Source organism: Mycobacterium sp. (assembly GCF_039583785.1).
Taxonomy (GTDB): domain Bacteria; phylum Actinomycetota; class Actinomycetes; order Mycobacteriales; family Mycobacteriaceae; genus Mycobacterium.
This window is the reverse complement of the sequence record NZ_JAVKSG010000083.1, coordinates 1-12,608: the sequence shown is the minus strand read 5'-3', so window position 1 is coordinate 12,608 and position 12,608 is coordinate 1. Positions and strand designations below refer to the sequence as shown.

Here is a 12,608-nt window from a genome sequence, read left to right as displayed (position 1 = left end):
AGAAATGCGCCGCACTCGTCATCTCGGGACACGCCGGCACCCGGCGTCGATAACAGCTTGATCACAATCGGCTCAGCTGATTGATCCAGCTGGTCACGCATACATTTGTCGCCGGCGTCGGTTACGTTGTCCGGCAACGCTATTAGTGAGCCGAATCACGCAGATTTTGTGACCTGCGCCACCCGAATTCCGGGCCCGCACCTCGGGGCTCGAGTCTCACGGACGTCTGGCGCTGCATACTAGAAACTAGAAGTTGGCAGGATCACACGTTAGGTGGCGTGTCGCAAACCATTTCGCTCTCAGCGCTGTTATCCGGCAATCGATCAGATCCCAAATAAGCTGTCGCACAGTAATATTAGTATTACGCCGACCGAATCTGAACATTACCGTGCGAGGGGCGGCTTCGATCTGCCAACACTCCGATCGCACTGTTCGCCAACATGTTTCGATGTTGCAGGCACCGGCGACGCACAGGACGCACGTACCCGATACGGGCGGTAGCGCATTTGTCATACAAGCGGTGATCGCCCGCCACGCGAAAGGTCGCGAGTACTCTCGTCGTGGGCGCTGGAGTATGCTGCCTCAGGGCGATGTGGTTGTGGTGGGTACGATCGGCGGTTCGGGTGGGAGCTGGCCTGGCGGCAGGTCGACCACCTTCTGCAACAGACGGCAGTCGCCGGTGATGTCAAGACCAGCAGTTTTTATCTGGAGAATCCTGAACTCATAGCCATTACCTTGCACGTCGTAGTCGCGCTTGGCCGACTCGTTGAATAACGAACTCTGAACGGTGGCACCATACTTCGTAGCCGCGTGGCGAACGATGTCGACTGCGGTCTTGAAGCCGTCCGCCGTGAACGGGCTGCCAAAATCGACGGGCTTGGCTTTCGGTCGTCGGACGATGCCGGGGTCGAGCTTGTCGCATAGCGACCCGTCTTTGTAGGCGTCCGTTGCATATTCGCCATCACCGAACTTCCAGCTTTGGCCCGGGATGGCCGCGCTGATCTGCTCCGCGATTGCCTGGGCAGTATTGGTGAGACGGTCACGGGCAGCTTCGAATGAACCCTTTGAGCGCATGCTGTCGATGAGCTTGATCTCCTGCTGATCGCTAAGTGGCGCAGGTCCATTGTCCGGATGACTCAATTCGTCCACACCTTTCCGCAGTTTCTCGTACTCCGAGCATCCGCTGACACCGAATACGGTAAGTATCCCAACCAGGGCGGCAACGACGACGCTCGTTTGCGACTTCACTGGGGCGGCAGGCTTTCTCGTGCAGCGAGGTCGGGACGGTTGAGCAAGATCGTTGCCAAGTTGTAGCCGGTCATCCGCTGCAGTGGGTCTCGCCCATACTCCGAATGTCCGCTGGCCCCAGTCTTGTTCAACTCGTCACCGCCGACACCGACCGTACCTGCCTGAGTCTCGAGGTGGGTGAACCGGTAGCGATCAAGGTCGCCGTAAACGATTGCGTTCGGATCTGCTCCCCACCCGTGCATCGGGGCAAGGCCACCGACGGGACGAATCGGGTCATCGGGTGTGGACATGACGAACAAGTGACTGTCGCTCATTCCCAGCTGCGCGGGCGATGTCGCTTCGAAACCTGGCGAGCCGTACAGCACCACGTTGGTCAGATCAGAGCTGGCGCCCTCTTTCAGCGCGATACCCGCCAGCAGCGACCCATAAGAATGACCGAACAGCGCCGTGGTGTGCCCGGGGTTATGGGACCCGGCGTTGAGGTCGCTTAAGAACGACTGCAAATTGGGAGCGCCAGCCTGCGCGAGCCGATCACTAACGGTGTCCCAGGAGTCGATCACAGGGGGCGGCTGATACCCCATCCACGCGATTGTGGAGATGTTCTGGCTCTCTCCGGGGGTGTGGGCGGCGACGAACTGTGCTTCCTGGCGTAGCCCGTACGCCTCCTGAGTCATCGTGGCAAGGCTGTGGCGCGTGCTACTCGACACGCCCGGGACGGTCACTGATACGTGGTCGGCCTTGAACGGGTCCCCGATTGAAGTGGCCGCTGCGATCATCTGGGAAGGGTCGTCGGGCTTGGCGATGAAGATTAAGTGCGAATCCGGCGTTCGCAGAGCATCTCGGATACCGGCGATGTCGGCGAGCCGGTCGGTTCTTACCTGGCCAGCGGGGAGCTTGCTGTACTCCTGTTGCATCTCATCCAGCAGTTTGCGGTTGGTCTGGTCGATTGCATTGATGTCACCTGGAGACATGTCCCCTGGCAACGGGCCGCTCGCCGGGGCTTGCGGCTTGATGCCATATCCCGCCGCCTGCACCTTGTCGCGTTCGTCGGGAAAGCTGGATCGACGGGTACGGTCGGCAATCTCGCGGTCGGACTGCTCGTAGGCCTGTGCTGCGGTCGCAAGGTTTTCGGCGAATCCAGCCGCGCCCTTCTGCGCCGCCGGCAGACCCTCGGTGATCGGGGTTTCAACCTTGCCTGCCTGCGCCGCGATGGCCTGCGAGAGCGGGTCGCTGCCGGTCACAGTGTGCGGAGCGGGCGGGCTTGGAAGCCCATTAGCCGAAGCAAGCAGCTGTCTTGCCGAGGCAGCCAACGCCTCGGGGTCGACACGCAACGGCTCGGAAGTCATTCAAAGAATGGTAGCCAAGGCCAGCCAGGAGGTTCTCAGGTCACTATCGTCGTCGATAGATGTTTTCTCACTCCCGGGCATGTGGTGTTGGTGTAGCACGGACGTGGGGTTCCTGCTTGAGGATTCGGTTCGACCAAGAAACCAGCTCTGCCGCCGAGCTAAATGCGAGTCGCCGAGTAGCGGCGACGAATCGGTCAGCGTCCGGCGTGCAGCAGGTCGCGCGAACCCGCATCGGAGATCACGACTCGCTGAGAGTCCACCCGAGCAATCAGCGCGGGGATGTTCAGCTCGCCGGCCGCGACGAGATCGTCCACCACAGCGGCCAATTCGGTGCGGTACACGGCGGCCAGGTAGTGATTCGTGCCGTCCCACGGCAATACGATGTCGGCGTCCACCGCGGCCGCTCGGGCACCGAGCAGGTCGATCACGTCCGGATCGAGGAGCTCCGCGTCAACAGAGCACACGAATGCGTGTGTCGCACCGGCCTCGGCAGCGGCACGCAGTCCACAACCGACCGCGGACAGCTGTCCGTAGCCGCGCACGTCGTCCCGCACGACCTGCGCCGGGAGTTGCGGTAGCGACTGCCCTGGCGAGGTCACCACGAAGACGGGTTGGCAGCATTGCGCGACGATGCTCACGACGTGTTCGACCGTCGTGGTGTGCCCGTCGCGAACCTGCTTCAGCGCCTTGGCGCGGCCCTGGTAGGGCGATGCGCCCGCAGCCAACACCACACCGGCCAGCGAAGTCGGCTTACCCGTAGCGGTCATCTCAGTTCACTGTCCAGGTGTCTCGGCCGTGCAGCAGCGACTGCAACGCGGCGCGGTCGGAGGGCTTGGATTCTTGGGCGGCCCGAATCTGTGACCGCGCAGCGTCATCATAAGTGGGCCGGCTGACCTGACGGAAGATGCCCATCACGGTGTGCTCGAGGTTCTGCTGGGACAGCCGCGACAACGCGTAGGCGTAGGTGGAGTCGTCGGCGTGCGCGTCGTGCACGACGATCTCGCTGACATCGACATCGGCGGTCTTGGCCACTTCGAGGCCGTAGCCGGATCGGACGACGCAGTATTCGTCGCCTGAGCCGAAGGTGATCGGCTCACCGTGGTGAACGTTGATCACCCGCTCCTCGGCGCCCTCTTTACGCAGCAGGTCGAACGAGCCGTCGTTGAAGATCGGGCAGTCCTGCAGGATCTCGACGAGTGCGGAACCGCGATGCTGGGCGGCGGCGCGCAGCACCTCCGACAGGCCCTTGCGATCGGAATCCAGCGCGCGGCCAACGAAACTCGCCTCGGCGCCCAAGGCGAGCGACACCGGGTTGAACGGCTGGTCCAGCGAGCCCATCGGTGTCGACTTGGTGACCTTGCCGACCTCGGAGGTCGGCGAGTACTGACCCTTGGTCAGCCCGTAGATGCGGTTGTTGAACAGCAGGATGGTCAGGTTGATGTTGCGGCGCAACGCGTGGATCAGATGGTTGCCGCCGATCGACAACGCGTCCCCGTCGCCGGTGACGACCCAGACGGACAGGTCTTCGCGCGAGAGCGCCAGACCCGTCGCGATCGCGGGCGCACGGCCGTGGATCGAGTGCAGGCCGTAGGTCTCCAAGTAGTACGGGAACCGGCTCGAGCAGCCGATGCCACTGACGAAGACGATGTTCTCTCGCCGTAATCCCAACTCGGGCAAAAAGTTTCGCATCGTGTTGAGGATGACGTAGTCGCCGCAGCCGGGGCACCAGCGGACCTCCTGGTCACTGGTGAAGTCCTTGGCCTTCTGCGGTTGGTCGGTGGTGGGCACCCGGGCGTGCCCGGACACCAAATCCGTGAGGCCCAGGTCTGCGCCGATCAGGTCAGTCATAGAACTAGCTCCCTGCTCCCACCGTGGCCGCCGCCAATCTGGCGACCATTGTCTTGTCTTGCTCGATTTCGGCCAGCGTGCCGCCCAACGCCGCCCGGATCACGCGTCCGATCTCGTCGGCCAGGAACGACACGCCCTGGACCTTCGTGACCGACTGCACGTCGACGAGATACTTTCCGCGCAGCAGCAGCGCCAGCTGTCCCAGGTTCATCTCCGGGCACACCACCTGCGGATAGCGCCGCAGCACCTCGCCCAGGTTGGCCGGGAATGGACGCAGGTGGCGCAGGTGCGCGTGGGCAACCTTGACGTCGTGACGCCGCGCCTGCCGGCAGGCCTCCCCGATCGGACCGTAGGAGCTACCCCACCCGATCAGCAGCAGCTCGGCGTCACCGGTCGGATCGTCGACCTGCAGGTCGGGAACCGAGATTCCTTCGATCTTGGCTTCGCGCAACCGCACCATCAGGTCGTGGTTGGCCGGGTCGTAAGAGATGGCGCCGGTGCCGTTGGCGGATTCCAGCCCACCGATCCGGTGCTCGAGCCCGGGAGTGCCCGGGACGGCGAACAACCGGCCGAGCGTCTGCGGATTGCGCGCGTAAGGCTGGAACGGCTCGTCGGGGTTGGCGAAGGTGTGCTGAATCGGTTGCAGCTCTTCGACATTCGGGATACGCCACGGCTCGGAGCCGTTGGCGATCGCGCCGTCCGACAGAATCAGCACCGGCGTGTGGTAACCCACCGCGATGCGCACCGCCTCCAACGCGACGTCGAAGCAATCCGACGGCGACCGCGGCGCCAGCACCGCCACCGGCGATTCACCGTTGCGTCCGTAGAGCGCCTGCAGCAGGTCGGCCTGCTCGGTCTTGGTCGGCAGGCCGGTCGACGGCCCGCCGCGCTGCACGTCGATGACGATCAGCGGCAACTCGGTCATTACCGCGAGCCCCAGAGCTTCGGACTTCAGCGACAGCCCCGGACCCGACGTGCTGGTGACACCGAGCGCGCCGCCGTAGGACGCGCCCAGAGCGGCGCAGATACCGCTGATTTCGTCCTCGGCCTGGAAGGTCAGGACGTTGAAGTTCTTGTGCGTGGACAGCTCGTGCAAGATGTCCGACGCCGGCGTGATCGGGTAGCTGCCCAACATGACCTGGAGGTCAGCGAGCTGACCGGCGGCGACGATGCCGTAGGCAAGCGCGGTGTTGCCGGAGATCTGCCGATATTCACCGGGTGGCAGCTTGGCCGGCGACACCTCGTAGGTGACCGCGAACGCTTCGGTAGTCTCGCCGTAGTTCCAACCCGCCTTCAGCGCCAGGACGTTCGCGTCGGCGACGTCGGGCTTGCGGCCGAACTTCTCCTTGATGAACCGCTCGCTGGTCTCGATCGGCCGGCCGTACATCCACGACAGCAGGCCCAGCGCGAACATGTTCTTGGCGCGCTGGCCGTCCTTCTTCGAAGCGCCGATGGCCTCGACCGCGCCGAGGGTCAACGTGGTCATCGGGACGGCCTCGACCTTGTAGTCGGACAGCTCGCCGGTCTCCAGCGGGTTGCTGTCGTAGCCGACTTTGGCGAGGTTGCGCTTGGTGAACTCGTCAGCGTTGGCGATCACCAGCCCACCGATCGGCAGGTCGATGATGTTGGCTTTCAGGGCCGCCGGGTTCATGGCGACCAGCACGTCGGGCCGGTCGCCGGCGGTCAGGATGTCGTAGTCGGCGATCTGGATCTGGAACGACGACACCCCGGGCAGGGTGCCCTGCGGGGCGCGGATCTCGGCGGGATAGCTCGGCTGGGTGGCCAGGTCGTTACCGAAAAGCGCTGCCTCGGAAGTGAATCGGTCACCGGTGAGCTGCATGCCGTCACCGGAGTCGCCGGCGAAACGGATGACGATCTTTTCCAGTTTCTCCGGTTTTCTCCGCCCGGGGCGCACAGTGTCGGCTCCGTTTCCGTCCGGACCCACGTCGCCGCCTCCCGTAACTGTTCACCGCCCCGGCATCTGCTCGAAACCGGAGCGAATCGTCCGAGTACCGCCCCGACCGATATTTATGTCACTGCCAGTACCGATTATTGCACTTCTCTTAGGGATTCATGGACGGTCCTCTATACCTGCACGCTACCGCTTCTCCGGCAAAGCACGAGGTCAGACACACGCGATTGATGTCGACAAACGCGAAGTGTGGCGTTCGTCACTTTTTCCCGGCGGCAAAGTCTAAGAACCAAAGTTACGCACGGGTAACGTTTGCTAGCGATCCGCCTCCCCCATTCGGGGGAGGCCGCCGGCCTGGGCTAACCCGCTTTTCGGGCCGCCCTCGGGCCGGTTTCAGGCATGGCCGTGGCGAACAGCAGCAGGCCCGCGGCGGCGACGATGCCCAGCGAAATGAACGCCGCGCGGTAGCCTGCGACCACCACGATCCAGCCGGCAAGGATGTTCGACAAGGCGGCGCCGAGGCCCCACATCGTGGTCAATGCGCCGAGACTCACGTTGAACCGACCGGTGCCGTGCGTCAGGTCTTGCACGACGAGCGGGAACAGCGCGCCGAAGATGCCGGCACCCACGCCGTCCAGGATCTGCACGCCGACCAGCCAGTAGGGGCTGTCAGACAGCGTGTAGAGGAATCCCCGGGCGGTCAGGAAGACGAAACCGACCAGAAAGATCGGCTTGCGACCCCAGCTGTCGGCCTTGGCGCCGGCCGCGTAGGCCACCGGCACCATCACCAGTTGCGCGGCCACCACACACGACGCCATCAGCGCGGTGCCGACGTCTTTGTTCTGCAGGGCCAGGACCTGCCCGACGAGCGGCAGCATCGCGGCGTTGGCGAGGTGAAAGGCGACCATGGCCGCAGCGAAGATCAGCAGTGGGCGGTCGCGCAGCAGCGTCGCAAACCCGGCCGGCCGCGGGTGGGTCTCGCCGGCCGCGTGATCCATGCCGCGGGCCCGGTCGTGGTCGATCGCGTCGCCCGGGATCCACAGCGTCGCCACCACGCTCAGGGCCGCCATGGCGGCCAGCACCCAGAAAACCACCAGCGGGCCGAAGCCGTAGGCCAGTCCTCCCGTGATGGCGCCGGCGGTGGCGTTTCCGGCGTGGTTGAACGATTCGTTGCGCCCGATCCGCCGGGAGAACCGCCGGGCACCGACCAGACCCAGCGTGATCGCGGCCAGCGCCGGAGCGAACACCGACCCGGCGATCCCAGCCATCGCCTGCAGCAGTGCAATGACAGAGAAGTGGGCAAACACCGGCATGGCCAACGTTGCGCCGGTGACGGTCACCGCGCCGGCCACGATCAACGCCCGCTTGGCCGACGTGCGGTCCACGAGCGCGCCGACCGGGGTCTGCGCCGCGATCGCCCCGACGCCGCCGATCCCCACCACGAACCCGATCGACGCCTGGTCCCAGTGGTGTGTCAGCAGCAGATAAATCGACAGGTATGGCCCCAGGCCGTCGCGCACGTCAGCGAGGAAGAAGTTCGACAGATCCAGCGCCCGCGAAACCCGGGCCGGTACCGCGTCGGCGGCATCGGCGTGCAAGGTCTGGCGGTGACTAGGCGCTCTTGTCGCGACGCTCGGCACGCGACGGCTTGCGCGGCACGATCGTCGGCAGCACGTTGTCCTGCACAGTCTCCTTGGTCACCACGACCTTGGCGACGTCGTCGCGGCTGGGGATGTCATACATCACCGGCAACAGGACTTCTTCCATGATCGCGCGCAGCCCGCGGGCCCCGGTGCCACGGTGGATCGCCTGCTCGGCAATCGCCTCCAGGGCGTCCTGGCTGAACTCGAGTTCGACGTTGTCCATCTCGAACAGCCGGGTGTACTGCTTGACCAGAGCGTTCTTGGGCTCGGACAAGATCGTGACCAGCGACTCCATGTCCAGGTTCGTCACCGAGGCGACCACCGGCAGACGCCCGATGAACTCCGGGATCAGGCCGTACTTGATCAAGTCTTCGGGCATGACCTCAGCGAAGTGGTCGGTGGTGTCGATCTCGGCCTTGGAGCGCACCTCGGCGCCGAAACCCAGTCCACGCTTGCCGACGCGGTCGGAGACGATCTTCTCCAGCCCGGCGAACGCGCCCGCCACGATGAACAGCACGTTGGTGGTGTCGATCTGGATGAACTCCTGGTGCGGGTGCTTGCGACCACCCTGCGGGGGCACCGAAGCCTGCGTGCCTTCCAGGATCTTCAGCAACGCCTGCTGGACACCTTCACCGGAGACGTCGCGGGTGATCGACGGGTTCTCGCTCTTGCGGGCGATCTTGTCGACCTCGTCGATGTAGATAATGCCGGTCTCGGCGCGCTTGACGTCGTAGTCGGCGGCCTGGATCAGCTTGAGCAGAATGTTCTCCACGTCTTCACCGACGTAGCCGGCCTCGGTCAGCGCGGTGGCGTCGGCGATCGCGAACGGGACATTGAGCATCTTGGCCAACGTCTGGGCCAAATACGTTTTCCCGCATCCGGTGGGCCCCAGCATCAGGATGTTGGACTTGGTCAGCTCGACCGACTCGCCGGAACGCGACTCGCGCCCCTTCTCACCAGCTTGAATCCGCTTGTAGTGGTTGTAGACCGCGACGGCCAGCGTCCGCTTGGCGGTGTCCTGGCCGATCACGTAGCCCTCCAGGAAGTCCCGGATCTCGGCGGGCTTGGGCAGTTCGTCCAGTTTTACGTCGTCGGCGTCGGCGAGTTCCTCTTCGATGATCTCGTTGCACAGGTCGATGCACTCATCGCAGATGTACACACCAGGCCCCGCGATGAGCTTTTTGACCTGCTTTTGACTCTTCCCGCAGAACGAGCACTTCAGCAGGTCGCCGCCGTCTCCGATGCGCGCCATGGTGCTGGGGGCCTACTTCCTTTTCACCGTGTTGATTGTGCTGTCTCGCGTGTACTGACCGACGCTACCCGCTTGCTCCACGGCGATGCGACCGGTAGAGGTGAATCGCGTCGGTGATATTCGTGTTGTACGCATGAACATATCGCCTCGGGGTCCCCTACGCTCGGCGGGCGCGCCGCCGTGTCCTTGGCGTGTCGCGGCCGTTATGCGACTGAGAGACCGGCGTGCGCCGAGCGTGTCGCGGCGGGAGGAATCGTCAAAAAAATCGCCGTGCGCGCATGCTCGGCGAGATACCGAATTTAGGCCGTCGACGCCGACAGCTTGCGGTACTCCAGGACGGTGTCGATGATCCCGTACTCCTTGGCCTCCGGGGCGGTCAGGATCTTGTCCCGGTCGGTGTCCTTGCGGACGGTTGCAGCGTCCTTGTTGGTGTGGCGGGCCAGCGTGGTCTCCATCAGCGTACGCATCCGCTCGATCTCGGCGGCCTGGATCTCCAGGTCGGAGAACTGACCCTGGATGACACCGGACAGCGACGGCTGGTGAATCAGAATCCGGGCGTTGGGCAGCGCCATCCGCTTGCCCGGGCTACCCGCGGCCAGCAACACCGCGGCGGCCGAGGCGGCCTGGCCCAGGCAGACCGTCTGGATGTCGGCCCGGACGTACTGCATGGTGTCGTAGATCGCCATCAGCGACGTGAAGCTGCCGCCGGGCGAGTTGATGTACATGGTGATGTCGCGGTCGGGATCCAGCGACTCCAGCACCAGCAACTGCGCCATGATGTCGTTGGCCGACGCGTCGTCGACCTGGACGCCGAGGAAGATGATGCGCTCCTCGAACAGCTTGTTGTACGGGTTCGACTCTTTGACACCCCAGCTGGAGTGCTCGACGAACGACGGCAGGATATAGCGCGCCTGCGGCTGGGTCTCGGGGTTCATTCAGCTTCTCCGGTGATGTGGGCGGCGCGGGTGATGATGTGGTCGACGAATCCGTATTCCAACGCTTCGGAAGCGGTGAACCACCGGTCGCGGTCGGAGTCGGCCTCGATGCGCTCCATTGTCTGGCCGGTGAATTCGGCGTTCAGCCGAAACATCTCTTTCTTGATGACCGTGAATTGCTCGGCCTGGATGGCGATGTCGGCCGCGCTACCGGTCACCCCACCCAGCGGCTGGTGCATCAGGATGCGCGCATGCGGCAGCGCGTAGCGCTTGCCCTTGGTGCCGGCCGCCAGCAGGAACTCACCCATCGAGGCGGCCATGCCCATCGCGTAGGTAGCGATGTCGCACGGCGCCAGCACCATCGTGTCGTAGATCGCCATGCCGGCACTGATCGATCCGCCCGGGGAGTTGATGTACAGGTGGATGTCCTTGGTGGCGTCCTCGGCGGCGAGCAGCAAGATCTGCGCGCACAGCCGATTGGCGATGTCGTCGTCGACCTGCGACCCCAGGAAGATGATGCGCTCGGAGAGCAATCGCTCATAGACCGAGTCGGTGAGGTTCAGCCCCATCGCGCTGGCGCGCATTTCAGTCCCACGGCTCACAGTGGGTTACCCGCTTTCTTTCAGTTCCGTATTCACCGACACTAACCAACCCGAGCCGTCGAGCACTCCCCGAAGTACCCGCGTTCGCTCACAGCGTCAATTCGTGTCGCCCGACGGTTCCTCGGACGACGCCTCAGCCTCGTCAGTTTCCTCAGTTTCCGCACCTTCTGCAGCTACTACGTCCTCCGGACGCTGCGTGCCGAAGAACTCGGAGGTGTCGATCACGTTTCCATCGGTGTCGCTGACCGTCGCGGCCTGCACCGCGGCGGCGATGGTCTTACCGCGGCGCACGTCGGCGAACATCGCCGGCAGCTGGTTCTGCTGCTGCAGGTAGCCCAGCAGTTCCTGCGGCTGGATGCCGTACTGCCGCGAGGTCATCACCAACCGCTCGGTCAGGTCTTCCTGGCCGACCTGGATGTCGAGGTCGTCGCCCAGCGCATCGAGCAGCAACTGCGTCTTGATCGCCTTCTCGGCCTCGGCGCGGGCGTCGGCGTCGAACTTTTCGCGTGTCGTGCCCTGCTTTTCCAGGGCCTCGGCGAGCTTGGCCTCGTCGTGGTCCATGCCGTGCAGCGCGTTGTGCATGGTGTTGTCCACCTGGGCCTGCACGATCGCTTCCGGCAACGGCATCTCGACACCCTCGAGCAACGCACTGATCGCGGCGGTGCGAATCTCCTCGGCCTGCTGCACCCGCTTGACCCGGCTGACCTGTTCGGACAGGTTGGCCTTCAGCTCGTCGATGGTATCGAATTCGCTTGCCATCTGCGCGAATTCGTCGTCGGGCTCGGGCAACTCACGTTCTTTGACGGCGCCGACGGTGACGGTGACCTCGGCCTGGCTGCCGGCGTGCGGTCCGGCGGCCAGCTCGGTGGTGAAGACCTTCGATTCGCCGGCCGACAGGCCGACGATCGCCTCGTCGAGACCGTCGATCAGCTGACCCGACCCGATCTCATGCGACAGACCCTTCGTCGACGCCTCGGGAACGTCCTCGCCGTCGATGGTGGCCGACAGGTCGATCGCGACGAAATCACCGGTGGCGGCGGGCCGCTCGACGCCGGTCAGGGTGCCGAACCGGGCGCGAAGGTTCTGGAGTTCGGTGTCGACATCGGAGTCGCTGACCGTGATCGGGTCGACGGTGATCTTCAGCGCGCTGAGATCGGGAAGGGTGATGTCGGGTCGCACGTCGACTTCGGCGGTGAAGACCAAATCTTCGCCGTACACCTTCTTGGTGACGTCGATCTCGGGCTGGCCGAGGGGTCGCACGGCGACCTCGGTGACGGCCTGGCCGTAGCGGCTCGGCAGCGCTTCGCTGACGACCTGGTCGAGGATCGCTTCCCTGCCGACGCGGGCCTCCAGCAACTTGGCGGGGGCCTTGCCGGGGCGGAATCCCGGGAGCCGGACCTGCTTGGCGAGCTCTTTGTAGGCCCGGTCGAAGTCTGGCTTCAGTTCCCCGAACGGCACCTCCACGTTGATGCGAACCCGGGTGGGGCTCAGCTGCTCGACGGTGCTCTTCACGGGTGTACTCCTTGGTTGTGCTGATGTGGCGTGCCAGTCGGGGTGACAGGATTTGAACCTGCGGCCTTCCGCTCCCAAAGCGGATGCGCTACCAAGCTGCGCTACACCCCGCGGTGACCACGCGATACTACGGCCACAGCTCGCCAGCCCTGTGTACCGGTCTCACGACCAGATTGCGGGACGGCAACATTTGGATTTGATGTCTGCCGCGCCGTAAAGTCGCGCTCGACTGACACACGCGGGCGTAGCTCAATGGTAGAGCCCTAGTCTTCCAAACTAGCTACGCGGGTTCGATTCCCGTCGCCCGCTC

10 protein-coding genes and 2 tRNA genes are annotated in these 12,608 nt (G+C 64.3%); 1 reads left to right on the top strand and 11 read right to left on the bottom strand.

Translation table 11 applies throughout. The features are described from left to right. Positions 1 to 582: 582 nt before the first annotated feature. From ABDV69_RS18260 to ABDV69_RS18210, 11 genes are all read right to left on the bottom strand, one after another. Positions 583 to 1,248, bottom strand: coding sequence for an LppA family lipoprotein (locus ABDV69_RS18260; RefSeq protein WP_343576922.1), 666 nt, complete (start codon positions 1,246 to 1,248; stop codon positions 583 to 585). Beyond that, a complete protein-coding gene (locus ABDV69_RS18255; RefSeq protein ID WP_343576920.1) occupies positions 1,245 to 2,594 on the bottom strand; it encodes an alpha/beta hydrolase family protein in 1,350 nt (449 codons plus the stop codon). Before ABDV69_RS18255 ends, ABDV69_RS18260 begins: the two co-directional genes overlap by 4 nt. Before the next feature lie 194 nt (positions 2,595 to 2,788). Beyond that, a complete protein-coding gene (mobA, locus tag ABDV69_RS18250) occupies positions 2,789 to 3,361 on the bottom strand; it encodes a molybdenum cofactor guanylyltransferase (RefSeq protein ID WP_343576917.1) in 573 nt (190 codons plus the stop codon). A 1-nt stretch (position 3,362) separates the two neighbouring features. Further along, positions 3,363 to 4,442 (bottom strand): 2-oxoacid:ferredoxin oxidoreductase subunit beta, encoded by a 1,080-nt coding sequence (locus tag ABDV69_RS18245; protein WP_343576914.1) that lies wholly within the window; start codon positions 4,440 to 4,442, stop codon positions 3,363 to 3,365. A gap of 4 nt (positions 4,443 to 4,446) precedes the next feature. Further along, positions 4,447 to 6,387, bottom strand: coding sequence for a 2-oxoacid:acceptor oxidoreductase subunit alpha (locus tag ABDV69_RS18240; protein WP_343576911.1), 1,941 nt, complete (start codon positions 6,385 to 6,387; stop codon positions 4,447 to 4,449). Between the two features lie 326 nt (positions 6,388 to 6,713). Next, the gene (locus tag ABDV69_RS18235; protein ID WP_343576908.1) at positions 6,714 to 7,952 is read right to left on the bottom strand and encodes an MFS transporter; all 1,239 of its coding nucleotides are present in this window, start codon (positions 7,950 to 7,952) and stop codon (positions 6,714 to 6,716) included. A gap of 13 nt (positions 7,953 to 7,965) precedes the next feature. Next, positions 7,966 to 9,249, bottom strand: a complete 1,284-nt coding sequence (gene clpX / locus ABDV69_RS18230; RefSeq protein WP_343576907.1) for an ATP-dependent Clp protease ATP-binding subunit ClpX — start codon at positions 9,247 to 9,249, stop codon at positions 7,966 to 7,968. A gap of 299 nt (positions 9,250 to 9,548) precedes the next feature. Further along, positions 9,549 to 10,184 carry an ATP-dependent Clp protease proteolytic subunit gene (locus ABDV69_RS18225; protein WP_343576906.1) on the bottom strand — a complete coding sequence of 212 codons (636 nt, stop codon included), beginning with the start codon at positions 10,182 to 10,184 and terminating at the stop codon, positions 9,549 to 9,551. Beyond that, entirely contained in the window at positions 10,181 to 10,786 is a 606-nt protein-coding gene (locus tag ABDV69_RS18220) for an ATP-dependent Clp protease proteolytic subunit (protein WP_343576904.1), read from the bottom strand. The genes ABDV69_RS18225 and ABDV69_RS18220 overlap by 4 nt, the downstream gene beginning before the upstream one ends. A gap of 96 nt (positions 10,787 to 10,882) precedes the next feature. Beyond that, on the bottom strand, positions 10,883 to 12,298 hold the full coding sequence (tig, locus tag ABDV69_RS18215; protein WP_343576903.1) for a trigger factor: 1,416 nt from the start codon (positions 12,296 to 12,298) through the stop codon (positions 10,883 to 10,885). 37 nt (positions 12,299 to 12,335) lie between these two features. Next, a tRNA-Pro gene (locus ABDV69_RS18210) sits at positions 12,336 to 12,409 on the bottom strand. A 127-nt stretch (positions 12,410 to 12,536) separates the two neighbouring features. Between ABDV69_RS18210 and ABDV69_RS18205 the strand changes: the two genes are divergently transcribed. Beyond that, positions 12,537 to 12,607: transfer RNA gene (locus tag ABDV69_RS18205), tRNA-Gly, on the top strand. Position 12,608 lies beyond the last annotated feature (1 nt).